The organism is Cytobacillus sp. (genome assembly GCF_032154635.1).
In the GTDB taxonomy this organism is placed as follows: Bacteria; Bacillota; Bacilli; order Bacillales; family Cytobacillaceae; genus Cytobacillus.
Genome location: NZ_JALDXW010000001.1, coordinates 251,925 through 276,824, shown reverse-complemented (window position 1 = coordinate 276,824; position 24,900 = coordinate 251,925). Strand labels below are relative to the sequence as shown.

25 protein-coding genes and 1 riboswitch are annotated in these 24,900 nt (G+C 36.9%); of the genes, 6 read left to right on the top strand and 19 right to left on the bottom strand.

Annotation, left to right across the window (positions count from 1 at the left end; genetic code table 11):
- Window positions 1-38 precede the first annotated feature (38 nt).
- On the bottom strand, window positions 39-710 hold the full coding sequence (prsW, locus tag RUH74_RS01485; RefSeq protein ID WP_313798466.1) for a glutamic-type intramembrane protease PrsW: 672 nt from the start codon (window positions 708-710) through the stop codon (window positions 39-41).
- A 159-nt stretch (window positions 711-869) separates the two neighbouring features.
- On the opposite strand from prsW, the gene RUH74_RS01480 reads away from it, so the two are divergent.
- A complete protein-coding gene (locus RUH74_RS01480; RefSeq protein WP_313798465.1) occupies window positions 870-1,847 on the top strand; it encodes an asparaginase in 978 nt (325 codons plus the stop codon).
- A 52-nt stretch (window positions 1,848-1,899) separates the two neighbouring features.
- Here RUH74_RS01480 and RUH74_RS01475 read toward each other — a convergent pair whose 3' ends face one another.
- The 5 genes from RUH74_RS01475 to RUH74_RS01455 form a co-directional block, all read right to left on the bottom strand.
- Window positions 1,900-2,865: a YpdA family putative bacillithiol disulfide reductase gene (locus RUH74_RS01475; protein ID WP_313798464.1), complete on the bottom strand. Its 966-nt coding sequence runs from the start codon at window positions 2,863-2,865 to the stop codon at window positions 1,900-1,902.
- Window positions 2,866-2,996: 131 nt separating this feature from the next.
- A complete protein-coding gene (locus RUH74_RS01470; protein ID WP_313798463.1) occupies window positions 2,997-4,271 on the bottom strand; it encodes a Glu/Leu/Phe/Val family dehydrogenase in 1,275 nt (424 codons plus the stop codon).
- A 350-nt stretch (window positions 4,272-4,621) separates the two neighbouring features.
- Window positions 4,622-5,191, bottom strand: a complete 570-nt coding sequence (locus tag RUH74_RS01465) for a genetic competence negative regulator (protein ID WP_313798462.1) — start codon at window positions 5,189-5,191, stop codon at window positions 4,622-4,624.
- A 102-nt stretch (window positions 5,192-5,293) separates the two neighbouring features.
- The gene (locus RUH74_RS01460; RefSeq protein WP_313798461.1) at window positions 5,294-6,067 is read right to left on the bottom strand and encodes a metallophosphoesterase; all 774 of its coding nucleotides are present in this window, start codon (window positions 6,065-6,067) and stop codon (window positions 5,294-5,296) included.
- A gap of 124 nt (window positions 6,068-6,191) precedes the next feature.
- Entirely contained in the window at window positions 6,192-6,824 is a 633-nt protein-coding gene (locus tag RUH74_RS01455) for a CBS domain-containing protein (RefSeq protein ID WP_313798460.1), read from the bottom strand.
- Between the two features lie 137 nt (window positions 6,825-6,961).
- Between RUH74_RS01455 and RUH74_RS01450 the strand changes: the two genes are divergently transcribed.
- The 3 genes from RUH74_RS01450 to RUH74_RS01440 all read left to right on the top strand — a co-directional run bounded on the left by RUH74_RS01450 (window position 6,962) and on the right by RUH74_RS01440 (window position 8,145).
- A complete protein-coding gene (locus RUH74_RS01450) occupies window positions 6,962-7,189 on the top strand; it encodes a spore coat associated protein CotJA (protein WP_313798459.1) in 228 nt (75 codons plus the stop codon).
- Window positions 7,186-7,452, top strand: coding sequence for a spore coat protein CotJB (locus RUH74_RS01445; RefSeq protein ID WP_313798458.1), 267 nt, complete (start codon window positions 7,186-7,188; stop codon window positions 7,450-7,452). Before RUH74_RS01450 ends, RUH74_RS01445 begins: the two co-directional genes overlap by 4 nt.
- Window positions 7,453-7,575: 123 nt before the next feature.
- The gene (locus tag RUH74_RS01440; RefSeq protein WP_313798457.1) at window positions 7,576-8,145 is read left to right on the top strand and encodes a manganese catalase family protein; all 570 of its coding nucleotides are present in this window, start codon (window positions 7,576-7,578) and stop codon (window positions 8,143-8,145) included.
- A 42-nt stretch (window positions 8,146-8,187) separates the two neighbouring features.
- Here the strand turns inward: RUH74_RS01440 and RUH74_RS01435 are convergent, their stop codons facing one another.
- From RUH74_RS01435 to RUH74_RS01415, 5 genes are all read right to left on the bottom strand, one after another.
- Window positions 8,188-8,646 carry a YpbF family protein gene (locus RUH74_RS01435; RefSeq protein ID WP_313798456.1) on the bottom strand — a complete coding sequence of 153 codons (459 nt, stop codon included), beginning with the start codon at window positions 8,644-8,646 and terminating at the stop codon, window positions 8,188-8,190.
- 95 nt (window positions 8,647-8,741) lie between these two features.
- Window positions 8,742-9,470 carry a LysM peptidoglycan-binding domain-containing protein gene (locus RUH74_RS01430; RefSeq protein ID WP_313798455.1) on the bottom strand — a complete coding sequence of 243 codons (729 nt, stop codon included), beginning with the start codon at window positions 9,468-9,470 and terminating at the stop codon, window positions 8,742-8,744.
- Window positions 9,463-10,062 carry a CPBP family intramembrane glutamic endopeptidase gene (locus tag RUH74_RS01425; RefSeq protein WP_313798454.1) on the bottom strand — a complete coding sequence of 200 codons (600 nt, stop codon included), beginning with the start codon at window positions 10,060-10,062 and terminating at the stop codon, window positions 9,463-9,465. The genes RUH74_RS01430 and RUH74_RS01425 overlap by 8 nt, the downstream gene beginning before the upstream one ends.
- A complete protein-coding gene (locus tag RUH74_RS01420) occupies window positions 10,059-11,567 on the bottom strand; it encodes a RecQ family ATP-dependent DNA helicase (RefSeq protein WP_313798453.1) in 1,509 nt (502 codons plus the stop codon). The genes RUH74_RS01425 and RUH74_RS01420 overlap by 4 nt, the downstream gene beginning before the upstream one ends.
- Window positions 11,564-12,622: a YpbB family protein gene (locus RUH74_RS01415; protein WP_313798452.1), complete on the bottom strand. Its 1,059-nt coding sequence runs from the start codon at window positions 12,620-12,622 to the stop codon at window positions 11,564-11,566. The genes RUH74_RS01420 and RUH74_RS01415 overlap by 4 nt, the downstream gene beginning before the upstream one ends.
- Window positions 12,623-12,931: 309 nt before the next feature.
- On the opposite strand from RUH74_RS01415, the gene RUH74_RS01410 reads away from it, so the two are divergent.
- A complete protein-coding gene (locus RUH74_RS01410) occupies window positions 12,932-13,180 on the top strand; it encodes a ferredoxin (RefSeq protein WP_313798451.1) in 249 nt (82 codons plus the stop codon).
- Window positions 13,181-13,371: 191 nt separating this feature from the next.
- Here the strand turns inward: RUH74_RS01410 and RUH74_RS01405 are convergent, their stop codons facing one another.
- The gene (locus tag RUH74_RS01405) at window positions 13,372-13,956 is read right to left on the bottom strand and encodes an ECF transporter S component (RefSeq protein WP_313798450.1); all 585 of its coding nucleotides are present in this window, start codon (window positions 13,954-13,956) and stop codon (window positions 13,372-13,374) included.
- Between the two features lie 164 nt (window positions 13,957-14,120).
- A riboswitch (FMN riboswitch) is annotated at window positions 14,121-14,323 on the bottom strand.
- Between the two features lie 207 nt (window positions 14,324-14,530).
- Between RUH74_RS01405 and serA the strand changes: the two genes are divergently transcribed.
- Window positions 14,531-16,105 carry a phosphoglycerate dehydrogenase gene (gene serA, locus RUH74_RS01400; protein ID WP_313798449.1) on the top strand — a complete coding sequence of 525 codons (1,575 nt, stop codon included), beginning with the start codon at window positions 14,531-14,533 and terminating at the stop codon, window positions 16,103-16,105.
- A 50-nt stretch (window positions 16,106-16,155) separates the two neighbouring features.
- Here serA and RUH74_RS01395 read toward each other — a convergent pair whose 3' ends face one another.
- The 7 genes from RUH74_RS01395 to resB form a co-directional block, all read right to left on the bottom strand.
- The gene (locus RUH74_RS01395; protein ID WP_313798448.1) at window positions 16,156-16,968 is read right to left on the bottom strand and encodes a histidinol-phosphatase; all 813 of its coding nucleotides are present in this window, start codon (window positions 16,966-16,968) and stop codon (window positions 16,156-16,158) included.
- A gap of 354 nt (window positions 16,969-17,322) precedes the next feature.
- Window positions 17,323-18,552, bottom strand: a complete 1,230-nt coding sequence (locus RUH74_RS01390; RefSeq protein ID WP_313798447.1) for a GerMN domain-containing protein — start codon at window positions 18,550-18,552, stop codon at window positions 17,323-17,325.
- Window positions 18,527-19,078 (bottom strand): RNA polymerase sigma factor SigX, encoded by a 552-nt coding sequence (gene sigX / locus RUH74_RS01385; protein WP_313798446.1) that lies wholly within the window; start codon window positions 19,076-19,078, stop codon window positions 18,527-18,529. Before sigX ends, RUH74_RS01390 begins: the two co-directional genes overlap by 26 nt.
- A 350-nt stretch (window positions 19,079-19,428) precedes the next feature.
- Window positions 19,429-21,210, bottom strand: a complete 1,782-nt coding sequence (locus RUH74_RS01380) for an ATP-binding protein (protein ID WP_313798445.1) — start codon at window positions 21,208-21,210, stop codon at window positions 19,429-19,431.
- Complete coding sequence (locus tag RUH74_RS01375; protein ID WP_313798444.1) at window positions 21,207-21,923, bottom strand: response regulator; 717 nt, start codon at window positions 21,921-21,923, stop codon at window positions 21,207-21,209. Before RUH74_RS01375 ends, RUH74_RS01380 begins: the two co-directional genes overlap by 4 nt.
- A gap of 134 nt (window positions 21,924-22,057) precedes the next feature.
- A complete protein-coding gene (gene ccsB / locus RUH74_RS01370) occupies window positions 22,058-23,242 on the bottom strand; it encodes a c-type cytochrome biogenesis protein CcsB (protein ID WP_313798443.1) in 1,185 nt (394 codons plus the stop codon).
- A 12-nt stretch (window positions 23,243-23,254) separates the two neighbouring features.
- Window positions 23,255-24,883 carry a cytochrome c biogenesis protein ResB gene (resB, locus tag RUH74_RS01365; protein ID WP_313798442.1) on the bottom strand — a complete coding sequence of 543 codons (1,629 nt, stop codon included), beginning with the start codon at window positions 24,881-24,883 and terminating at the stop codon, window positions 23,255-23,257.
- Between the last annotated feature and the right edge of the window lie 17 nt (window positions 24,884-24,900).

The following is a 24,900-nucleotide window of genomic DNA, read 5'->3' as shown; positions in this document are numbered from 1 at the left end:
AATAAAAAAACTCTTCATTTTTTAAAATGAAGAGTTCATTAGTAGTACAGCTGATTTTCTAAATGTTTTGCATTTAGTGCTCTTGCCATTTTTACTTTCCTTAAGCCTAGCCACCAAAGGAAAATCATAAATGGAAACATAATGAATATCCAGTTTTTTTGCGTTATTAAAATAAAATCATACGTCCCGTGAAGAACAAATGGAAAAAATAAGGATAAAAATATCCATTTAAATTTATTGGTTGATGAAAATTTCCCTTTTCCGATATAATAACCCATGATGACACCAAATAAGGCATGGCTAGATACTGGTAATAATGCTCTGCCAAGAGCATAATCCACCCCGTGGGCAATAAGGTAAAAAACATTTTCTAGAGTAGCGAATCCTAAAGAAACAGAAGCACCATATACAATCCCATCATACGGTTCATCAAACTCTACATGCTGGTACACAGCATAAAATAGAATAAACCATTTAAAAAATTCTTCTAGCATACTGGCAGAGAGAAAAGCATTAATAAAGCTTGAATGAATCAAGTTTTCAGTTTCAAGCACGTACTGAATAAACGCGATTGGAAAAACAAGTAGCGCGCCGAAAAAAAAGGTTTTGAACACCATTGAAATGGGCTCAGAACTATATTGATCTTTTAAATAAAAGTAGCTTAATAATGCTAATCCTGGGGCAATCCCCGCAGATAATATTCCAAGCATGAGCTGCCCTCATTTCAATTTTGTTTTCTTTAATCGTAACATGATATATAAGGATTGAAAATGATTTTTCATAATTTGGAACTGGAAATGCAAAAAGTTTCTAAGGTACTAAGAGACTGAGCTATCAGTTACTTAAATTCAACTTCGGAGGAATGTAAGATGCAGAAGAAAAAGATACTAGTTATCCATACAGGCGGAACGATTTCCATGAGTGAAGATGCCTCAACAGGTGCTGTTAAACCGACTGAAAATAATCCGCTCACACAAAAAACAAATGAATTATTATCTATTGCTGACATTGTTATCGAAGAACCATTTCATCTTCCTTCCCCGCATATTACACCTATGGAAATGTACGAACTAAAAAAAATAATTGATAAATATATTGCTTTGAATGAAATTTCGGGTGTAGTGATTACCCATGGGACAGATACGTTAGAGGAAACAGCCTATTTTCTTCACTTAACGATTGAAACTGCCATGCCAATCGTTGTAACAGGCGCTATGCGCTCCAGCAATGAAATTGGCGCAGATGGATTATACAATTTAATCTCATCCATTCGAGTTGCATCTTGTGAAGATGCAATGAATAAAGGAGTTCTTGTTGTTTTAAATGATGAAATTCATACAGCAGAAAATGTAACAAAAACTCATACTAGTAATGTTTCCACGTTCCAAAGCCCTCAATATGGCCCTATTGGAATTGTCACGAAGAGAGGGGTGTTCTTCCACCATCTTCCAACCGTTAATGAATATTATCAAATTTCAGGAATTTCCAAGAGGGTTGCATTAATTAAAGCTCATGCTGGAATGGATTCTACTCTTTTATTTGCGATAAGAGAATTGGAATACCACGGAGTAGTTATAGAAGCACTTGGACAGGGAAATTTACCTCCTGCTACTATTGATGGTATTAAAGGATTGATTGAAAAAAACATTCCAATCGTTATTGTTTCCCGCTGTTTTAACGGGATTGCTCAGGATGTTTATGGATATGAAGGCGGCGGAAAACAATTGAAAGATTTAGGGGTTATTTTTTCTAATGGTTTAAATGGACAAAAAGCTAGACTAAAACTTCTAATTGGTCTTGAGAGTTCCAAAAACATAAAGGACATCGAAAAAATATTCCAAGTCTAACAGCTAAAGTGAAAAGAAATCGGTCATTCAGCCGATTTCTTTTCACTTTAGCTTATTTCTTATTTTTAATCGCTTGTGCAATAAGCTCTCCATGGAAACGGCCATTTTCAATAAAGATCTCATTGGCGTTGTTTCCTGCTGCTATAACACCAGCTATATAAATACCCTCGATATTTGTTTCCATCGTTTCACTATTATAAAACGGCCTTCCAGATTCACGATCAATCTGAACACCCATCGCTTCTAAAAAACGATGATCCGGGTGATAGCCAGTCATTGCAAATACAAAATCATTTTTAATCTCGAAAACTTGCTCTTCTTTCGTATAAATGACTTTATCATCGAGAATTTCTTTCACATGTGATAAAAACTCCATTTGTATCGTCCCATTTCGAACAAGTGAATCAAACTCAGGCAATATCCAAGGTTTAATACTTGGAGAATAACTCATTCCCCGATAAATGACTGTAACCCTTGCACCCGCCTTAACAAGCTCCAACGCAGCATCTACACTGGAATTCTTACCTCCTACAACAACAACATCCTTATTAAAATAAGGGTGAGCTTCCTTAAAATAGTGGAACACCTTAGGCAGATCTTCACCAGGAATATTCATGAAGTTAGGATTGTCATAATAGCCTGTTGCAATAATCACATGACTTGCTATATATTGATTTTTATTTGTCTTTATTAAAAACTCATTTGGTCCCTGCTTTACGATCTTAGTAGCCTTTTCATAAGCTTTTACCTTAATATTTTTTCTTTTCACAACTTCTCGATAATAAGTTAAAGCCTCATTTCTGCGCGGCTTGTATTCAACAGTTATAAAAGGGACGCTCCCAATTTCTAATTTTTCACTTGTGCTAAAAAAAGTTTGATGTGTTGGGTAATTGTAGATTGCATTAACTATATTGCCTTTTTCTATAATTAAAGGATTTAGTCCAATCTCCTGCAGCGCAATAGCTGCTGCTAACCCACAGGGACCTCCCCCAATGATAATCGCATCTTCTCTGTTCATTTTTTTACTCCTTTAATTGTTATCCTCCAGTGCAAACACATGTTATGAAAACAACACTTTTTAAATAAGAGTCTTAAAAAAATCCCCTATCAATTAGAATAGGGGATTTTTCATTAATATTCAAATATTCTTTATACCCAACCGCGGAATCTTGATGCTTCTGCCATTTTTCTTACACCGACCATATAGGCAGCTAATCGCATATCAACTCTGCGGGATTCAGCTGTTTCATAAATATTTTCAAAAGATTTCACTAAAATCTTTTCTAATTTTTCTTCAACTTCCTCTTCAGACCAATAGTAACCCTGATTATTTTGAACCCATTCAAAATAGGAAACAGTTACTCCACCAGCAGAAGCTAATACATCTGGAACTAACAAGATGCCTCGCTCCGTCAAAATTTGTGTTGCCTCTAATGTGGTTGGGCCATTTGCAGCCTCAACAACAATCTTTGCTTTTATGTTATGAGCATTTTCATCTGTAATTTGATTTTCAATTGCTGCTGGAACCAAAATATCACAATCTAATTCCAAGAGCTCTTTATTAGTAATCGTATCATTAAATAAATTCGTTACTGTTCCGAAGCTATCGCGACGGTCAAGTAAATAATCGATATCCAGACCGTTTGGATCATGTAATGCACCATATGCATCTGAAATACCAATCACTTTTGCGCCAGCATCATGTAAGAATTTAGACAAGAAGCTTCCTGCATTCCCAAATCCTTGTACAACTACTCTTGCACCTTTTAATTCAATTCCTCTTCTTTTAGCTGCTTCGTTAATGCAGATTGTTACCCCTTTTGCTGTTGCAGATTCACGGCCATGAGATCCACCAAGAACTAATGGTTTCCCTGTAATAAACCCTGGTGAGTTAAACTCATCCATTCTGCTATATTCATCCATCATCCATGCCATAATTTGTGAGTTTGTAAATACATCTGGTGCTGGAATATCCTTCGTTGGGCCAACGATTTGACTTATCGCACGAACATATCCACGGCTTAACGCTTCTAATTCACGGAAGGACATGTTTCTTGGATCACATATTATTCCGCCTTTTCCTCCACCATATGGAAGATCTACAATACCACATTTTAAACTCATCCAAATAGAAAGTGCTTTCACTTCTTTCTCTGTCACACCTGGATGGAAACGAATACCACCTTTAGTTGGACCAACTGCATCATTATGCTGGGCCCGGTAGCCAGTAAAGACTTTCACAGTTCCATCATCCATTCGGACTGGAATTTTCACTGTCATCATTCGAAGTGGTTCTTTTAATAACTCATACACTTCATCTGAATATCCTAGCTTCTCCAATGCCTTGTGAATGACAGTTTGAGTTGACTTTAACACGTCAAGTTTGTCTTCTTTATTCGTTTCAGTACCATTGTTGGCTACCATCAGTAAACCTCCTAGAAATCTCTTTCATTTGTTGTCCGCTTTCATGACATAGTATACACCTTTGTTTAATTTATGCAAGATGAAAAAAGGTTTTTTTCGCATTTTTCGATATTTTTATGTAAACGCTCTCAAGCAGAAAAGGAAAGCGCCATGATCATTGCTATACAAACTGGAAGGGACAACGACAGCAATAATGGAAACACGTCAAGCGTGCGAACCGATTTTGACTTACGCATATGGAGGAGACCCGAAGTTTGTACGGCAATAAACGCTGTAGCCAGACAGTTGTCCATATAAAAAATGTTATAAATTATGTGTAAAGAGGAGGGTGTTCCCCTCCTTTAACTGTATCAATGAAAATACTTAATGATTGTTTCTACGGCATGATCCTTAATAATTTCTTTTCCATATTCCTGCAATGTATGAATGCTTACGAGTGACGGATTTCCATATTCTGCAAGGATCGCAATCAGCCTATTTAATTCATTGGGGTCATTTATTCCGAGATGAAAATAATATTTGTCGTGAAGAGTATAGAGTGAGCCGAACATCATATTGATTGAGCTTAGTCGTTTCGATAACTGGATCACGTATTCAAATTCCTCAAATTCAAAAAGAATATCCTTGCCCTCTAATATTACCTGCATTTCGATAAAGCTATCTTCAAAGCTATCCTCCTGCTCTTCCATCGTGACGATCATAATCATTCCTTGGGCTTGCATGGAAAAAATCTCAACTGCCACAGACCCTTGAAATTCCACACCAAACTCCTCACTTGCTTCCTCAAGCATCTCATGAAATAGCTGGTGCCATTTCATAGAATCCTTCCATATATCTTCTTTCGTTAAACCTCTTTCTGATAAATCATCTAGCGTTAGAAAAATCTTGATTTTATTATAATTCAACCGTTCTAAGCGCATGCGAATGCCCCCTGCCGTGAACCAACTCTTTTGTTTAGTGTATGAGAGCAATAAATGTTTGTGAGTCGTCCACAGATATTCCTATATGGCGCTTATATTTTTTTATCCTTTTTTCAGCGTAATAAGATGTGTTTCAGCTTTAGCACCTAATCTTAGCGGGAGAGCTGTTGTTCCATAGCCATTACTAATTAACAGTATCGTCTGTTTCATTCTTTTTAGCTTTCCTTTTTCATAAGGGCTGTATCCAAAAATATGAATTTGCCCCCCGTGTGTATGTCCACTTAGAACAAGACGAATTTGATGTTCACTTTTAATGCTGCTAACTATTCGCGGATTATGGCTAACTAAGATTTTAAAGCCTTCACCTATATCTGCATCTGCCAATGCCAGGTCCAATCGATCTCGTTTTAAACTTATATCATCTATTCCCATAAAAATCAGTCGTTCCCCTTCTTCTGATTCAAAAAACGCAGCTGTATTATCGAGAATTTTCACTCCACAATCGAGCAATAACGCATCCAAATATCGATAATCTACCTCATAATCATTATTTCCCCATACAAAAAGAACATCCCCCAGCGTTTTCAATTTGAGAAGATTATCTTTTACTCTTTCAAAAGGAACGCCCTTCTCTACTAAATCACCGCCAATTATTACAATATCCGCTTTCGAGCGCTGAACTTCTTGAATAATACGATCAGAAATGACTCTTTTATGTATATCCGAAATAAAAAACAGCTTCACTTTGCCAAAGGTTTCGGGAAAATCAGAAAATGTAATCTCGTTATAAATAACGCGATTAGAAAAGGCCTCCTTTACCATATAAATAATCAATCCAATTAAAATAATAAATGCTATTGTAAAAAAATATTCCATAGTTCCTCCTGAAGGCTATTTCTTGCTTTTTTAATCTTAAGAAATAATACTACAAATCTATAATAAAAAAATCCCCTCCCATTCTAAATGTGTGAGAGGGGCTGCTCTTTATTCCTCATTTACGCTAGCTTTCCTTTACATCAAGGACCCGAAAGCCTGAACCTTCAAGTTTTTCAATAAATTTGTCTACATTGTTCTTCTTTTCAATTTTCATAACGATTCTTCGGATTAATCGATCTGTTTCATCAAAAGTAACGAGTGAAATAATTTGTTCATGGAATTGCTGAGCAATATCTGCTAATCGTGCCAATCTTCCCTCTGTTTCGGAAGAAGTAAAGGCAATTCGAATACCAGGTTTATTCATTCCAAAAGCAGATTGAAATTGTGCAAGAACATCATAACGTGTCACGACTCCTAAAAACTTTTGATTGTCATCTAACACTGCTAGTAAAGGGAAATCTTTTAAATCAAGAAGAGTATTTTCAAATATTTCATCCCCACTTAAATAATGCTCTTTATGGGTAACAATTTCCTTCACTTGTGTATTCTGTAAATAATCTTCCTTTGTTTGTTCAGCTGTAAAGAAATTTTCATAAATTCCATATCGTGTAACAATTCCAACATAGGAATCCCCATCTAGAACTGGCAACCCATCAATATGATGTTCTTCTAATTTCTCCAGGGCCTCCTTAATTGTCTTGTCGTGATCAATTGTATAGCTCTTAAATTTAGGAATCATGACGCTTTTCACAAACATATTTATCACCTCAAAGTATTATTTACAGCTTCAAATTTATTATTCCACACGAAACTGTAAAACCCTTCTTAAAAGTAAACATGAAAGCAAAATTTTATTCATAAGATTGAATGACGCACTTACAAAGGAGGGATTACATGTTTACACCTAATAAAGCTTACTACCCATATATAAGTCCTTTCGATCCTTGTCCACCCATTAAAGTAAAAACCTATTCCACTCCTCCCAATCTTTACATGGGGTTTCAGCCTCCGAATCTTCCTCAGTTCACTCCCATGGAAGCTTTGAGAGCAGGAACATTATGGAAGCCATTCTATGACCCTTACTTCAGTCCATATGAGAAGGTAAAGGAGGGACATTCATGAAGCAAAAACAGCTTCCAGCAGAATACTATCAGCTTTTAGAGCAGCTTCAGGCAGTTGATTTCGTTTTAGTTGAACTTAATTTATACCTCGACACCCACAATGGAGATGAAGAGGCAATAAAACAATTTAACCATTATGTCAGTGAGCGGAAAAAGTTACGGAAGGCATATGAAAGCAAGTATGGGCCGCTTATGCACTTCGGTCATAGCTATTCAGGCACACCGTGGAATTGGGACGATGCCCCTTGGCCATGGCAAGTTTAAAAGCGAGAGCATTATCGGAAAAATTATAAAAAATGATTCTTAGATGTTTCCTTTTGTATGTTCAGTGTTTCGCCCCTAGGCGCTGCTGCTGGATACTAATCGTTTTATATAAGGAGGGGTTCTATGTGGGTCTATGAAAAGAAATTACAGTACCCTGTTCGAGTTAGTACTTGTAACCCGATGCTTGCAAAATTTTTAATTGAACAATACGGTGGGGCGGATGGAGAGTTAGCAGCAGCATTAAGGTACTTAAATCAGCGCTATACGATCCCAGATAAAGTGATTGGTCTTCTTACAGATATTGGGACCGAAGAGTTTGCCCATTTAGAAATGATAGCAACCATGGTTTATAAACTAACAAAGGATGCGACTCCCGAACAATTAAAGGCAGCAGGACTTGGCGCTCATTATGCTGACCACGATAAGGCACTCTTTTATCATAATGCTGCAGGTGTGCCATGGACCGCCACGTATATTCAAGCGAAAGGAGATCCCATTGCGGACCTTTATGAGGATATCGCTGCGGAAGAAAAGGCAAGGGCTACTTATCAATGGATTATTAATATGAGTGATGACCCAGATTTAAATGATGGCCTACGCTTTTTACGAGAACGAGAGATTATCCATTCCCAGCGCTTTAGAGAGGCCGTAGAAATCCTGAAAGATGAACGAGGTAAAAAGAAAATTTTTTAATTGATAAGGAAAAGAAGCAATCTATATGCTTCTTTTCTTTGTTTATTTATTTTCATGATATAAATTGATATCGTAATTGACCTTCATCATTTCATAAACAAGATGCCTATTCTTCCATTCCTCTTCTTTCTTCCAAAGATCCTTGCTTTTATCAATGATTTCACATCTTAATGCATGATATTCTTTTTCTGCTTTCTCTCTTTTTGCCCTTAGTAAATTCATTAATCCATACATTCCGACTGTGAAAACGATTAAATATAGATTAGCTGGATAATTCACATAAGCAGAGAACATGGCAGCAAAGGAGTAGGAAAAGGGTTCGATCACTGTCTGATTAATATACATCAAGTAGAAGAAGGTAATAAATACAGTTGCCCACATGACATACAAATGCCGGCGCTTATAATTATCAAACTTTCTTTTCCTTTCAACTACCTTTTGAAGCATCCTTCTTGTTGCCTGATCTGTTCTTTCATCAAGCATTTTAATCGATGGTTCCATTTTCCCCCTCCTTATAAAGCTCATTATGAATACACAGTCTCTCTACTCTAAATATATGAGCTTGTACGATCATATATGACAAGGGGGAGTTGAAATTACTTCTTCGGAATTTTTAAAACTTGACCTACTCGGATTTCATCGCCCTTTAAATTATTTGCTTTTCTAATCATTTCTACGCCATCTTGTGACTTGTAATATTTCAGGGCAATGCGGAACAGATTTTCATTTGATTTAACGGTATGATAAATAACGGCTTCATCCTCTTTTTGCTCTTCTTGTTCTTGTTGTTGTTGTTTTTGTTCATTTTGTTCTTCTTGCTGTTCTTGATTTGTTTGACTTTCTGATTTTTTTGAGGTTTCCATTACACCTTTATCATTTTTGTCACCATTCACTGGGTCCCTTGGAGTTGGAATAGATGAATTAGAATCTGCTTGATTACTATTTTTAGCTGGGTCGTCTATTGCATTCCCGGCATCTTGCTTCTCTTCTGTTTCGTTTTCTTTGCTGTTTGTTTTATTTTCATATCCAACCGTTTCAAACCCTGAATTCGTTGTGCTTGCCTTATCAGCATTTCCCGGGCTATCACCATTCAACGAATGATAAATACTTAAAATCGCGATTGGCAGCAGGATAAAAAATAGTGCAAGTAAACTAATTACAGGATACTTTATCTTCCATTTATTTTTCTTTTTTTTCTGCTGATGATGCCTGCTTCTCGGCGGTAATTTTTCTTTAACTGTTTCGTTCTCATTGCTATCTATATTTTTCTCAATTTTCTTCCTAAGCCGTTCAGCCTGATCTCTGTAAGGATCTTCTCTATTCATTGAACATCCCTTCCTGTTCGTTATTACGGTTCTTTATAAGTATGCCAAGCAAAAAATCAATAATAAAATGCATAAAGATGGTTACCAATAAATTCCCCGTTAGTAAAAAAAGATAACCGATAAAAAAGCTTAAAATAATAATATTTAAAAATAAAAACCAATTAAATAAATAACGATAATGAACGATAGCAAAAATAATACTAGAAACAACTAATCCGGCATGTGTTTGGATCATGCCACGAAATAATACTTCCTCGCAGAAGGCAACTACTGCTGCAATGAATGCGATGTGGAAGATATTTCGGTTACGGAAAATTCTCTCATTTAATCCGCCATCATCATAATAGGATGATGGCAGGATCTTCATTAATACGAGGTCAAGTATGACCACTGCTAATCCAGCAACTCCGCCAATAACCAAAATACGATAATCGTTCCATTTAAACAGATTAAGAAACTCCGAAAAACTGTCAAATAAAATAATACCTAAAATGATAGAAATCGTTAATAGGATGATTTGGGTTAAATAGAGATGGAATAATAGCTGTTTAGTAGAAATTTCTTTAATCATATCAGTATAACTGTTCTTCATCTGCCCCGCTCACTTACTAAAAGTATTTTTGCCAACTGATTTTTCCAATCAAAACTGCTCTCGGCAGTTTTATGATTTTTTGTTTTCTTATAAAATACAGATAAATTAATTCCACATTGATCGCAGCAATCATCTACCTCTATTGTCTTGTCTTCTTTAAAATACTTCAAGATATTTTTTCTTCTGCATCCATTTAATTGTGCTGAAGCCCATGTAAGCATTTCGCTAATCTTTCTCCGCTTTACCTGCAAACGCTCGTTTATAAACACTTTTAATTGGTTATATCTTTGCTGTAGGGGCTCTTCAGTGTTCCCAAATAAATAATCTGCCACTAGCCTCCACTGAGTCTCTGTTAGGCCAGAAAAATTTCTTAATTCATTTTCAAGTGCAGCTATATCATGTATTAAATCATGCTTTTCTTCAAAAGTATGATAGACAAGATCAAGCTGTTCCTCACTGGGCAATTCACCTTCTGCAAGCTGATATGGCAGCTGCTCATCACCGGGCGAATACAGAAGAAGAGCAATACTTTTCATTCCATCTCTGCCTGCTCTCCCAATTTCCTGTAAATAGGATTCGAGTTGGAGCGGCATATGAAAATGAATCACATAGCGAATATTTTCCTTATTAATCCCCATTCCGAATGCACTTGTAGCACAGATGACATCTAGCTGGCCGTGAAGAAATTGCTGTTGAATAAGAACCCTATTTTCCTGTTCCATCCCTCCATGATAAGCCATCACCCGTTCAATCCCGTGTCGTTTTAAATGAATAGCCATCTTTTCTGCCAATTTTTTACTGGAAAAATAAACAATTCCTGGCCCTTCAAGATTTTGAACCAGCTCCACTAAGCGCTGAGATTTATCTTGATAGGATTCAATCATTTCAACAGCTAATGCAATATTTGGCCTGTCTACTGAATAAATAAATTCATTCCACTTTGTTACATTCAGGGAAGCTATTAATTCTTCCTTAACCTCAGGTGTTGCCGTAGCAGTTAAGGCAAGGGTTAACGGATCCCCTAATTTCTTTCTGAAATTTCCAAGCTTTAAATAATCGGGTCTAAAATCATACCCCCACTGGGATATGCAATGGGCTTCGTCAATGACAAACAGTGCAATTTGAAGCTCCTTCAGCTTATTCAAAATAAATTCAGATTTCAGCATTTCTGGAGAAAGAAAGATAAATTTATACATATCCAATCGTAATAAAGCTTGATTTCTCTCTTGTTGCGATAAAAAAGAATTTAGAGCGATTACTCTCTTTTCCCCGTTCATCATTAATTGTTCAGTCTGATCCTGCATTAAAGATAGCAGTGGTGAAATAATGATAATCTGTCCATTTAACAAATAGCCTGACAGCTGGTAGCATAATGATTTTCCTGTTCCAGTAGGAAGCATAGCGATCGTATGATTCCCCTCCAAAATAGAGGAGATCACTTCTTTTTGCCCCGACCTGAAAGTAGTGTAATTAAAATGCTTTTTCAATTCCTCTTCCAGCTTCATTTCTGTTCACCACCTCTAGCTAAAACTAAACGGATTTCAAAATAGTCTGCATCTGGAACAAGTTCACGAATATGTTTAAGCTGTTTTGATGATACTGAATGGATAGCCGTTTTTATATTTTCTTGCTTGTTTATATCTACAAAGGGTGAGATATCAAAAAAAGGAATATTTAATGCAATTTCAACGAGATGATCCTCAATAGTATTTTTTTTCAGTTTCCTTATTTGTGCAATTTCATCAATACTATAACCTGTCTGCAATAGATTAAACGTTCGATTACTTGATTCAGTAAGAGGCGCATTTCTTTTTTTATCCTCAATCATAAGGCTTAGAAGCGGAAAATCACTTGGTTTCGTTCCGACTTTTTCGAGCATATAATGAATGATACTGAGAAAATGTAAATGATAAGCTTCTTCGTCCATGCCAAATTGATCAGCTGCCTGGGTCTTTGTCAGTCCAATCAAAGAAAAGCCTGTTAATCTCTTCACAAGTATAGACGGATCAAGTTCGTCTAATGTTTCTAGGCATGTCACAAGTTCATTATATAACTTCTCTGCTAGTTCATCCTTGCTAAGCTTACTTTTGTATAAGTATTCTTTTAGCCATTGATGAATTTCCTTGTTCTTTTGAATCGGCAAATATTTAGTATTTCGATTTTTCAGCTGCGAGATTACCTGAACAGCTAATGAAAGCCGTTCCCAAAAAAGTTCTGTTAGGTTATGATATCTCCAGCCATTCAAATGCATGGGAATGGGATCTTGTTTAAAGTACACTGTAAGCTGATCTAACCCCAAAGACGTCACATTGTAACTCTGCTCTCCATTTTGTGAAAGGAATCCTTGCTTCTTCAAAAAGTCAATGATCCATTCTAATTCTACTCTTTTTAGTGATGGGTATATACTGAAAAATGGAGTTAACCTAAAAAAATGAGCATCCTGAATGGTTTGCGATGATTTTTTTCCATTCAAAAGATGAAGAATGGAATATATGGTCCGCTCCCCATTAATTTTATGTAAACAGAATAAAACAATCATTGACAAATAAAACTTTTTCATTATATCACACAGCCTTAGATTTACTGCAACTAACATATCTATCGTTAGAAATCATTCTATTTTTCTTCAAAAATTCGTTTTTTTACATCCTGAGAACTTTCTATCCCCATTTATTTTATCATGAATAAAAATTTTGAGTCTTATTAAATCACACATTTAGTAGAAATCGCTCAAACTTGTTATGATAAGCATTCTCAATACTTTTTCTATTGAAATGTTGACCATTCAGTCTTACAATAGGTATGAGGAATACGTTTTAATCTTCAAAAAATATCAGAATATTTGTTTTAAATTTTGGGAGGTTTTTTCATGGCAAAGTATACAATTGTTGACAAAGAAACATGTATCGCATGTGGGGCATGCGGAGCTGCTGCACCAGACATTTATGATTATGATGACGAAGGCATTGCGTTCGTTACACTAGATGATAACCAAGGAATTGTTGAAATTCCAGATGTATTAATTGACGACATGATGGATGCCTTCGAAGGCTGTCCAACTGACTCCATTAAAGTGGCTGATGAATCATTCGATGGAGACCCACTTAAATTTGAATAGTTTTCTTTTATAGTGAATGCTACTGCTCCCTTTCATATAGAAAGGGAGTTTTTTAATACAAGCTGAATGTTGATTCTTATACATATTAATGGTAGCGGAACCTTTCACAAAGTTATCCACAACATTCAATTTTATAATTTCCTGGACAATAAAAAAACAACGGTGCAGGCCGTTGTTTTTTTATTTATATATTAGGTCGCGCTCTTATATGAACCTTGTTTATTAATCCATGTGCTCATGCGTGTAAATAACAGCATAAATACAAGTGTGATTAATAAGCCTTTGACGATATTAAAAGGTAAGATAGCCGTTACAACGACTGTACGGATTTCTGGAGCAGACATAGCCGGCATATTTAAAAAGAGTGTATATGCTGGATATATGATAAAGTAGTTTAACACACTCATGATTACAGCCATGATAAAGGTACCAACTGCTAATCCAAATGTCATGCCTTTTTTCGTTTTTAGTTTGTTATAAACGAAGTATGTCGGCAAGACAAACAGGATACCTGCCATAAAGTTCGCAATATGGCCAACAGGTACACCTGTAGCACTTCCAGTCATAAAGTAATCTAATATGTTCTTGATTAATTCGACTAAAATTCCTGCCACCGGACCAAAGATTAACGCAGCAATTAATGCAGGTATATCGCTAAAGTCAATCATTAAGAAATTTGGAAATGGCGGCAAAGGGAAATTTAATAGCATCAAAATGTACGAAATGCTGCTGAGCATCCCAATTCCAACTAAAGCTTTAACCGTAAGTTTTTTCATGTTCCTCTCTCCTTGTAAGGACTATCTCTCCTAAAGAAGAAAGGTTCAGCAGTATTAAAAAGCCCAAGCAAAAGAAAACCCTCAAGCTCATCGCTTGAGGGAGATTACAAAGGCTCACTAAATAAACGTTCAAACAACCTGCATTTTTTGAACGTCTGCAGAACCTCCATCTTCTCCCATCCAGACTGTACTGTCGGCTTTGGATTCGCACCAAATCCTGCCCCAAGCTAGAGCGTATCCAATATTCCTTCCGCATTTGCTGAAAGGTTTCAATGGATCATCACTTTCGCTATTATAGGCTCGCGGGCTTAGAGTTATACAACTCTTCACCGCCGGTCGGGAATTTCACCCTGCCCCGAAGATAGACCGTATAATTTTATACAAATAGTATTATACTCGAAAAAGAATAAAATGGGAAGGCTTAAACTTTGGCACCATCCAGCCATAAAATGACAATCCACCGACTTTAGCATTTTAAAGCGCTTCCAAATGAAAAAAGGATATTTATTGAATTGACAGATGTCTGTCTGTCTTGTAAAATTATCTGAAAATTATTTCCATATGAGGTGTTTACATGTTTACTATTTTAGTTGCCGATGCAATTAGTGAAGAAGGACTACAACCGTTATTAGAAATGAAAAATGCAAAGATTATTCAAAAAAAAGCCTCAAACCCAGAAGTTGACCTGAATATCATAGATGCCTTACTTGTTAGAAGTGCAACAAAGGTAAACGAGGAATTATTAAACAAAATGCCCCATTTAAAAATCATCGCACGTGCTGGTGTGGGTGTAGATAATATCGAGGTAGATGCAGCAACACGCAGAGGCATCATCGTTATTAATGCTCCTGACGGAAATACAATTTCTACTGCCGAACACACCTTCGCCATGATGGCCTCCATGATGAGAAATATCCCCCAAGCACATCAAACAGTCAAAAATTTAGAATGGAAGCGAAATCATTTTCTTGGAACAGAGTTATACGGAAAAACATTAGGCATTGTTGGAATGGGGAGGATTGGTTCAGAGCTTGCTAAGCGATCTAAAGCATTCGGCATGACAATTAAAGTATTTGATCCATTTTTAACAAAAGATCGCGCAGCAAAGCTAGGAGTTGAGTCTTGTCACATGGATGCAGTGTTAAAGGAAGCGGATATTATCACAGTTCATACACCGCTCACTGCAGAAACAAAAGGCATCATTGATGAACAGGCATTAAGCAAAACGAAAAAGGGTGTTTTCTTTCTAAATTGTGCGCGCGGCGGCATCATCGATGAACAAGCACTTGCAAAATATATCGGAATTGGTCATGTGGCCGGAGCAGCTATTGACGTCTTTGAAACGGAACCTCCAGGGGAACACCCGCTGCTTAAATTTGATAATGTTATCGTTACTCCTCATCTTGGCGCTTCAACAAAAGAAGCACAACTAAATGTGGCAACCCAAGTGGCAAGGGAGGTACGATTATTTCTAGAAAATAATCTAGTCTCAAACTCTATCAATCTTCCGGCAATATCAAAAGATATTTTTGAAAAAATTCGTCCATTCCATCATATTTCCAAACAAATCGGTTATATTTTATCCCAATGTATAAAAGAAGGGATACGTGAGTTATCGATTACATATTCGGGAACAGTTGCTGAGTTAGAAACCGCCTACTTAACGAAAGCAACTTTAGCCGCCTTTTTAAAAAACAGAATCGCCGTTAATGTAAATGAAGTAAATGCTCTGCTGACAGCAAAAGAACGCGGCATGACTGTCGGAGAGAAAATATCTGCCGATGCTTACGGCTATGCCAACTGCATTACTGTTACTGCTAAGGGCGAAGAAAACTCGTTTATCATAAGAGGAACATTTATTGAGCATTACGGTCCTCGAATTGTTTATATTAACGGGTTTACTATTGATTTTATTCCAGAAGGGAACCTGCTTTATATTCAACATATGGACCGCCCGGGTGTTATTGGCAGGGTTGGAAGAATATTGGGTGATCATTCAATAAATATCGCTACTATGCAAGTAGGAAGAAAAGAAGCTGGCGGAGAAGCCATCATGGTTCTTTCATTTGATAAGCCTTTGGAAGATGAAACATTGGCATTGCTAACAAAGCTTGATGATATTGTTTCTGTCAATCGAATGACTGTATAAAAAAACTAAAAAGGATGACCCCCACTAGGTAAGTCATCCTTTTTAGTTTTTCATCCTAATGAATGCTCTTTTCGCTCCCCTTTTGAAAATGTCATGAGGGATGTATACCCGACCTCTCTTGCCAAAGCAATTGCCTGATCAAAGTCAGCACCAACATGCTGAGGAAAATGAGCATCTGATGATAATACGATTGGAATATTTTTCGCAAAACATTTTTCTAAAAGCCGTTTATCAGGATATAGCTCTCCAACCGGTTTCCTCAAGCCTGCTGTGCTTATTTCTACGCATGTCTTTGATTCGGCTAAAGCATCTGTTGCACGCTCATACTGTTCTAAAAGAAATTCCTCATTCTCTGGTACATATTTAAATATTTTTACTAAATCAATATGTCCAATAATATCAAACAAATTGGACTGGGCCAGCGTAACGACTTGATCAAAATACTTCTTATAAGTTTCATAAACGTCCCTTTTTTCCCATTCATGCTTATATTCTGTCAAATCAATCCCGAAATCGTCTATCCAGTGGATCGAGCCGATCACATAATCAAAACTATATGCTTGAATAAACTGCTTCATTTCCTCATGCTTACCTGGAGTATAATCCATTTCGATCGACATTTTTACGTCTATCTCATTTGCCCATGCTTGCTGAAATAGATTCACATAATCCCTCATATCATAGTAACGTCTTTCATTCACCCACGGATTCTGCAAAATATCTGCTGTCTGATAGAAATGATAGGCATGCTCTGATATCCCAAAGCTATTAATTCCTTTTTGTTTCGCCATATCTGTAAACTGTCGTAAATAGTCTAAACTTAAAGTGCCTGTTTCCAAATGATTATGATAATCTGTTAGCACGATTTCGCCTCCTTAATTTTAACCTATTATACTTTGAAGGCTATAGACTAGCAAATCATCTATTCTATGAAAAAAATTGAAATAACTCCACTGATGTGTCTTTTGATTCGGTTGAATGTGCCCCTACAGTTTTTCCACCAAGAAATAATAGGCTGACACAGAGTACCATTATGATTGCAATAATAAAACGTTTGATGTAATCCACCTTACTCCCCGCTCCTCATCTATCTTTATTTCCTGCCATATTCACCATATGATGAGTGTCTAATATTTATTACATAAAAAGAAGACAAGCCATTGCTTATCTTCTTTTTAACGCTCATCAATTTATTGGTTCCAAGTCACTTCACTTTTTTATGGCAAGCTGCGCTTATTCGCCGCAATCGGGACTTTAATTTCATTTTCCAGGTTAAATCTGCCTACCTTATCCACGTTGGCATTCTCCAATTTTACTGTTTGGTAGTTAAAGTCTTTAGCTGTTAAGAGAATGGCCTCGATCGTGTGCACTGTAGTTTCATCATTATTTATTTCCGAACCTTTTTCAAAGCGAATGGTTAATTTTTTTTCTTCTTGGTTCTCCTCAGTTTCAAAATTTATATTAGCAGGGATAGAAGCACGTAATTGTGCTTTTTCCTGGTTTTCTTTCATAGCCGCAAACGCTTCTTTGATTGAACTTAACTGTTCTCCATATGGTACAATATAAGGCTTTTTTGCTGTCTCATTCGGATAATAAAAATAATAGGCATGATTTCCGATTTCAGGTACAAATTCTTCTATAACCCCTCTATTGCCAAGTTCTAATCCACTATTACCTTCTGTCGTAAACACAATTTCGCTAATATCTAAAGCGGATAGCGTGTAGCTAAGCGCTTCATTAAAAACTTTCTCTGACGCTGAACCATCTCCGTATGGATGGTCGGCAGGAAAATCGACTGTTAATACTCTGCTTTGCTCATCAAGCATAAATTCCGCTTTTAATGGGAAATAATCCTTCAGTCCCCATTCCTTTTCATTTAAAGTCAGCATATTTTCTTCAAAAAGATCAAATTTGGTTTTATCTTTTTCCTTTGCCACAAGTACACTTACTGGCACCGCTATCATTGCATTTTCATCAGGTATTGCATAAGTTAGTACTTCCATCCCGCCAAGATCCTCTTCATATACAGCAGTTGTTGGATCATCCATATTCATTGATGTAATTCCAATCTCGCTTTGTTCCTCCGTGTTCTCCTCTGCCGTATACGGGGTCACACTTTCTTCTTCCATGCTTACTTTTTCCTCTGCTTCTTGTAAATCAGCATCTTCCTTCATTGAAATTTTTTGAGAGGATTTTGATTCCTTAGCTAGATCTGCCACCTGTTCTTCTGAGTTCTGCCAATCAAAAAGGGTAGGGACAAGAATAAAAAATAGAACGGCTGCTAAAGCAGCGGCTGCAGTTGGCATGACCCATGTTCGCTGTTTTCTCTTATTCATCCGAATGGTAATACTTTGGTATATTTCACGCGGATCACGCTCATCTTTAATTTTTGGCATTTGGCTTAATAATTCTTTAAGCTCATTATCGCTCCATTCTGATTTTTTCACTTTCTATCCCCTCCTTTCCAATCGTTTCCTCCATCTGTTTCTTTAATATTTTTAACGCTCGGTGCTGCGTCGTCTTTACCTTACTTTCCGTCCATCCTAATGCCTCAGCTGTTTCTATGATTGAAAACTCATGAATATACCTCATAACGATGACAAGACGCTGATCAACCGTACACTGATCCAAACACTTGTATATTTGTTGAATCTCCTCATTTTGCAGTGCGATATCCTCAGGGATGGGCTGGTTATCCTTCACCTGAGACGTAGACCAATCAAACTTTTCTAAAATTCTTTGCTTCCACCCTTTTTGTTTACGAAAAGAATCAATTGCCACATTGCGGGCAATTGAAAAAAGCCATGTTTTTTCACTGCTTTTTCCTTCAAACCTTTCATACGATTTTAATACTCTTATATAAACCTCTTGTACAAGGTCTTCAGCCTGTTCTTTGTTTTTGACCATATAAAAAAGAAATTGAAAAACGTCATGATGATATTTTCTATATAATTCATCAAAAACGGAGTCCATCGATTCCCCTCCCCGTTCATTAATTTAGTCGCAAAAAAAATGAAAAAGTTACACCTTTAAATATAGTATTTTCTATACAAAAAAGGAAGGATTTTCTCAGGAATCCTTCCTTTTGTATTTGTTCATGAATCATTTGTTTTAAAAAGAAGAGTATTGTCTAGCTTCAGCGCCTATCGCCTAGCAAACTTCAGGTCCCCCCGCAACGATTGCGTCAACATCGGTTCGCTCTCGCTCACCGTGTTTCCTTTATCGAAAGAACAGGCCCTTCTGCGTTTGTACGGCGATGACCAAGGCGCTTCCGCTTTTCTATGTTTCCCGTGTATCAAGAACAATCGGCAGGGTATACGATATTATTCGTTTTTTCGAGGAATAAGGATAGAAAATGTCGTTCCTTGACCAAGCTTACTTTGTACTGTAATTTGACCTTTATGGGCATTGACAATATTTTTGGCTATGGCAAGTCCTAATCCTGTTCCTGATCTTCCCCTTGTTCTAGCTTTGTCGGCTTTATAAAACCGTTCAAAAACAAATGGCAAATCTTCCTCCGGAATACCTGAACCCGAATCTTTTACTTCAATGATCAAGCCGCGCTCGTCCATCCGTTCAGAAACTTTCACAAATCCCTTTTCTGGTGTATGTCGAATTGCGTTATCAATCAGGTTGGTTAAAACTTGATCTAATCGATCAGGATCAAATTGAAACGAAGAGTCCGTTCCTTCGAGCTCCTGCTCCAACATAATCCCTTTCTCTTTTGCAAGCCCTTGAAACTTCCGAATAATTTTCTGAAAATAGGAATGAACTTCAACCTCTTCAATTGTTAATTGGATATGCCCAGCTTCCATTCTTGCAAGATCAAGCAATTCATTAACAAGTCTGCCCATTCTTAAGGATTCGTCATAAATAACGCGAGCCATCTCCTTCTTTTCATCATCCGTCCCGGCAATATCATCTACAATTGCTTCACTATATCCTTGCATCATAGAAATAGGGGTCCGAAGTTCATGAGAAACATTCGCAATAAAATCCTGCCTTAGCTTATCAAGCTGTCTTTCTTCTGTCATATCACGAATAACCGCAACCGCACCACGTATATATTTATTATTATAGAGCGGACTTACAATCATCACCCAGAACCTTCCCTGAACGGAGATTTCACCAACTTGTTCTTTTTCTGTATTAACGGCCTGTTGAAAAAGCTCCATTACTTTTGAAGGAACAGCAGCTGTATCTGTATTACTTTCCTCTTGTTCATAATACCAATTATGCAAAAAACGATCTGCAGGAGGATTAGTGATTAGAATCGTTCCATCCCGATTAAACGTAATAACACCATCTGCCATCCCACTTAAAATACTAGCAAATTGCTCTTTTTCCTGACTTAAAGCATTCATATTAAATTTCAGCTGTTTTCCCATTTGGTTAAAGGCAATTGCCAATTCACCAATCTCATCATGTGATGTTAAAGGAATTTTTGTATCAAACTTTCCCTTTGCCACTTCAAATGCTGCCTCACGCATTTTACGGAGTGGTGCAGTAATCCGTGTCGAAAGGAAAAAGGCAAAAATTGTTGTTAAGATGATAGCTACACCTGCTGCAAGAAAAATAAACTTTGTTGTTGTCCGGGTCGTTTCCTGCATTACCTCTAATGACTGGTATATAAATACAGCCCCATTTTTATTCCCTGAATCTTGTAAAGGAACACCGATAATTAATATTTTGGTTTTATCGTTATCCATTTCCTCATTTATAGAAAATGGGGAAATTTTCTGTACTGTTTTCTTTTCTGTAAATACCTTTTGCAAATCTTTATCTTCCGTTAAATACGACAAAGGCAACTGAAAGGTTTGGCTTTTATTAGGTGAATAATCATATTCATTTTCATTGTGAATGATAACAATTTTCGTAAAGTCATCAACTAATTCCCATGCAATTTCCAGCCCAATTTCTTTCTCATGCTCCTCCAGAATTCGAGCAATTTTTTGCGCAGTATCTGTAAGCCCTTTTTCTGTTTCATTGATATGGTAATTCTCAAAAAACTCAAGGAGCATGATTGTTAATATAAATAACACAAAAGATACGAGCAGAAGAATGGTAATCCAAAGTTTACCTACAACGCTGCGCCACAGCATCATTCATTAATAACCTCAAACTTGTAGCCGACTCCCCAAACAGTTACAATCATTTTTGCTGCTTGTTCTGATACCTTATTTAACTTTTCACGCAAGCGCTTCACATGTGTGTCTACAGTTCTTAGATCACCAAAAAACTCATAATGCCACACTTCTTTCAGCAGTTGTTCCCGATCAAAAACCTTATCAGGAGATTTTGCTAAGAAATAGAGTAATTCATACTCTTTTGGAGTGAGGCTTACTTCCTTGCCATCCGCTAATACTCTATGAGCATCATGGTCAATTGTTAAATGTGGAAAGACAATGACATCCTTCGTAGCTGTCTCTGTTTGAATGAAGGATGTCTTCGATGAACGGCGCAGCAATGCCTTTACACGCAATACAACCTCTCTTGGACTAAATGGCTTCACGATATAATCGTCTGTTCCAACCTCAAAACCTTGTACTCTGTTAACTTCCTCCCCTTTGGCTGTTAACATGATTATTGGTGTAGCTTTTTTCTCTCTTACTTCACGGCATACTTCAATTCCGTCTTTCCCAGGCATCATTAAATCAAGCAAAATGACATCATAATCATTCCCTAATGCCTTTGCTATCGCTTCATTCCCATCCTCTGCCTCGTCTATTAAATAGTTTTCTCTCTCCAAATACATTTTTAATAAACGTCGAATTCTTTCCTCATCATCCACTACTAAAATTCTAACGTCTTTGTCCATAACTATATCCCCCTTATCATTTTCCCCCAAAAATATATCTTTTAAAAGAAGCCTTCACTAACGTGAAGTGAAGGCTTTTTTTAAAATTAAGTAGATATTCTTTCTATATCCAGTAATAGTTTTAAACTGCTTCATTATCCTGCATAGGAATGCAATCCCGCAATAACAAGATTTACTGCCACAAAGTTAAACATTATAATCACAAATCCTATAACTGCAAGCCAGGCAGACTTTTCGCCATGCCACCCTTTTGATAATCGTAAGTGTAGGAAAGCTGCATAGAATAAGAAAGTGATGAGCGCCCAAACCTCTTTCGGGTCCCACCCCCAAAATCGTGTCCAAGCAATTTGAGCCCAGATCATTGCAAATATTAAAGCTCCCAAAGTAAATACCGGGAAGCCTATTAACACCGAGCGGTAGCCTATTTCGTCTACTAAATCTAGTTTAATATTTTTTACTACTGGCTGCAATACAGCCCCTACTCGTTTCCGGATAATCAATCTGAATAATAAGTAAATAATGGTTCCTGACAATAACGACCATATCACTGTATTCATTTTTTTCGCATTAATAATGCCAGGCATTTCTACAAGCGGCTCAAATTTTCCAGCCGTTAATAATTCGCCCTCATTCGGACCAGTTATTGCAGGCATATTAAATTCTTGTTTTAACTCTTGGCCATTTTTATCAATCCAATTAAATTCAGCTTTGTAATCGAATAATGAGAATGTAGTAGTTACAATTACAAAACCAAGCGTACAAATGAGACCAAACATAATTGTCTCAAGCCAAAAAGTACGTTTACTTGGTTTTGATTGATCAATAGCCTTGACAAGATAGATAAGACCTGCTGCAAAGCTCATCCCTAAAATCGCTTGACCCAACGCTGCGGTCGTAACATGAATATAAAGCCAATGGCTTTGAAGTGCTGGGATAAGCGGCGATATATCACGTGAAAACATGCTTGAAAATGCGATTAGTAAGAGTGCCACTGGTAAAGTAAAAGCACCAAGTAATGGTGTTTTATACATATAGTATAAAACGATAAAAGCACCGACTAATGATAAAGCAAAGAATGTGCCAAATTCAAACATGTTACTTACAGGAGCATGTCCAGCGACAATCCAGCGAGTAATAAAATACCCTAACTGAGAAACAAATCCAATGATTGTAATAAAAATTGCGATTTTCGCCCATTTATTTGTGCCTTTTTCTTTTAACTTTCCTTTTTTATCCTTAATCGATCCAGCAAAAAAGACAGTGGCGATTAAATAAAGGATAAATGAGGCAAATAATAAATTTCCGCTTAAACTTACCACTGATTTCCCTCCTTATACTTTATTTTCTTCTTTCTGCATTTGATCTTCAGGTTCGTCGATTCCTGTATCCGCTAATACAGCCTGGATTTCCCTTTTTAGACCATGCCAGTTTTTATTCGTATGTCCAGCAATCCAGACTTCATCATTTACTCTGCGTATCCATATACGGCGATGATTCCAATAGGAACCTTGAGCAACCCCAATCATAAAGATAAGCCCACCCAATGCGATAATCCATAGCGTTAAATCTTTTCGAACCGTAATAGATGAAACATTTTTCGTATCAATACCCGCAAAATTCATTTTATATTCATTATCACCAAAGGGCTCAATCGTTTGCTGTATAGCTACAAAACTGATTTCACCATCTTTTTTATCAGGAGTAATCATTTTGAATACAAATGCCGGATTGTTTGGAACCTTTGATTTCGTTACCGGCTCTCCACTGTCATCAAATTCAAAGTCAGGGAAATAGCTTACCACTTCTACCGCATAGCCATTGCCAAGATCATAGCGATCTTTCGGGTCATTCAAATCAATTTTCACTTCGCCTAATGATTCATTTGACTTCTTATTGCTCAATGTAAAAGTCATTTTGCTTAGTTCATTTAATTTATAACTAACTTGATAGAGTGCATACCCTTCGAACTTTAGCGGTTCGTTTACACGAATCTCATAGTCCTTAACTTTTACAAGTTCAGGCTCTTGTCCGGCAACGGTTTCTCCCTTTTTCTTGTAAAGGGTTACATTTGATTGGTAGTTTTTTGCTACCATTCCTTTTTCCTCAATTGCTTCACTAAATGCTTTGTTATCTTTATCCTTATCATAAACTTCTAGAATAAACTTATTATTCTTTAAATAGTATTGACCATCCGTTTCAGGAATGACCTTTGTCTCTCCCTCACGAAGCCAGAGGACTTCATCAATATACATTCCCGGAACAAAACGAAGCATTCCGCCAATTAGGAAAATAATAAGTCCAACATGGTTCACATACGGACCCCATCTTGAAAATCTGCCCTTCTCAGCTAGAATATTCCCATCTTCTTCGCGAATATTGTATCTCTTTGCTTTTAATCTTTCTTTTATCTCTGTGTAAGATTCATCAAGATTGCTATGCTCTGAGACGCCAAAGATGCGCTGGCGCTTCAGGAACCCTTCATGCCTTGCAACACGTTGAGCCTTTAAAGCCCTCCATAAAGGGATCATCCTGTCGAGGCTGCATATAACTAAAGAAATGCCAATGGAAGCGATTAAAACAAGATACCACCATGAACTGTATAAATTATGAAATCCAAGATCATAATACAACTTTCCTAACCAACCGTACTGATCCTCATAATACTCTGCAGCAGGCATGATAGGAGGAATGTACATTTCTTGCGGAAAAATTGTGCCAAGTGCTGACGCAATTAACGTAATCACAATTAGCCAAACACCGACTTTTACGGATGAGAAGAAATTCCAGATTTTATCAATGATTGTTTTGTTGTATGTTTGCGAACGCCTTGCACTGCCCTCATAGCGCATATCAACAAGTTTCTTATCCTTTTCCGATTCCTGAAGAACTCTTCCACATGCTTCACAAAGAATGGTTCCATGCGGATTCACATGCCCGCATTCACATTTTACATGTTTCATTTAAAAAACTCCCCGTA

What these genes read in the sequence shown, in the direction of transcription:
- prsW (WP_313798466.1), bottom strand. Translation starts at nt 710, where the DNA reads ATGCTTGGAATATTATCTGCGGGGATTGCCCCAGGATTAGCATTATTA.
- RUH74_RS01480 (WP_313798465.1), top strand. Translation starts at nt 870, where the DNA reads ATGCAGAAGAAAAAGATACTAGTTATCCATACAGGCGGAACGATTTCC.
- RUH74_RS01475 (WP_313798464.1), bottom strand. Translation starts at nt 2,865, where the DNA reads ATGAACAGAGAAGATGCGATTATCATTGGGGGAGGTCCCTGTGGGTTA.
- RUH74_RS01470 (WP_313798463.1), bottom strand. Translation starts at nt 4,271, where the DNA reads ATGGTAGCCAACAATGGTACTGAAACGAATAAAGAAGACAAACTTGAC.
- RUH74_RS01465 (WP_313798462.1), bottom strand. Translation starts at nt 5,191, where the DNA reads ATGCGCTTAGAACGGTTGAATTATAATAAAATCAAGATTTTTCTAACG.
- RUH74_RS01460 (WP_313798461.1), bottom strand. Translation starts at nt 6,067, where the DNA reads ATGGAATATTTTTTTACAATAGCATTTATTATTTTAATTGGATTGATT.
- RUH74_RS01455 (WP_313798460.1), bottom strand. Translation starts at nt 6,824, where the DNA reads ATGTTTGTGAAAAGCGTCATGATTCCTAAATTTAAGAGCTATACAATT.
- RUH74_RS01450 (WP_313798459.1), top strand. Translation starts at nt 6,962, where the DNA reads ATGTTTACACCTAATAAAGCTTACTACCCATATATAAGTCCTTTCGAT.
- RUH74_RS01445 (WP_313798458.1), top strand. Translation starts at nt 7,186, where the DNA reads ATGAAGCAAAAACAGCTTCCAGCAGAATACTATCAGCTTTTAGAGCAG.
- RUH74_RS01440 (WP_313798457.1), top strand. Translation starts at nt 7,576, where the DNA reads ATGTGGGTCTATGAAAAGAAATTACAGTACCCTGTTCGAGTTAGTACT.
- RUH74_RS01435 (WP_313798456.1), bottom strand. Translation starts at nt 8,646, where the DNA reads ATGGAACCATCGATTAAAATGCTTGATGAAAGAACAGATCAGGCAACA.
- RUH74_RS01430 (WP_313798455.1), bottom strand. Translation starts at nt 9,470, where the DNA reads ATGAATAGAGAAGATCCTTACAGAGATCAGGCTGAACGGCTTAGGAAG.
- RUH74_RS01425 (WP_313798454.1), bottom strand. Translation starts at nt 10,062, where the DNA reads ATGAAGAACAGTTATACTGATATGATTAAAGAAATTTCTACTAAACAG.
- RUH74_RS01420 (WP_313798453.1), bottom strand. Translation starts at nt 11,567, where the DNA reads ATGAAGCTGGAAGAGGAATTGAAAAAGCATTTTAATTACACTACTTTC.
- RUH74_RS01415 (WP_313798452.1), bottom strand. Translation starts at nt 12,622, where the DNA reads ATGAAAAAGTTTTATTTGTCAATGATTGTTTTATTCTGTTTACATAAA.
- RUH74_RS01410 (WP_313798451.1), top strand. Translation starts at nt 12,932, where the DNA reads ATGGCAAAGTATACAATTGTTGACAAAGAAACATGTATCGCATGTGGG.
- RUH74_RS01405 (WP_313798450.1), bottom strand. Translation starts at nt 13,956, where the DNA reads ATGAAAAAACTTACGGTTAAAGCTTTAGTTGGAATTGGGATGCTCAGC.
- serA (WP_313798449.1), top strand. Translation starts at nt 14,531, where the DNA reads ATGTTTACTATTTTAGTTGCCGATGCAATTAGTGAAGAAGGACTACAA.
- sigX (WP_313798446.1), bottom strand. Translation starts at nt 19,078, where the DNA reads ATGGACTCCGTTTTTGATGAATTATATAGAAAATATCATCATGACGTT.
- RUH74_RS01380 (WP_313798445.1), bottom strand. Translation starts at nt 21,210, where the DNA reads ATGATGCTGTGGCGCAGCGTTGTAGGTAAACTTTGGATTACCATTCTT.
- RUH74_RS01375 (WP_313798444.1), bottom strand. Translation starts at nt 21,923, where the DNA reads ATGGACAAAGACGTTAGAATTTTAGTAGTGGATGATGAGGAAAGAATT.
- resB (WP_313798442.1), bottom strand. Translation starts at nt 24,883, where the DNA reads ATGAAACATGTAAAATGTGAATGCGGGCATGTGAATCCGCATGGAACC.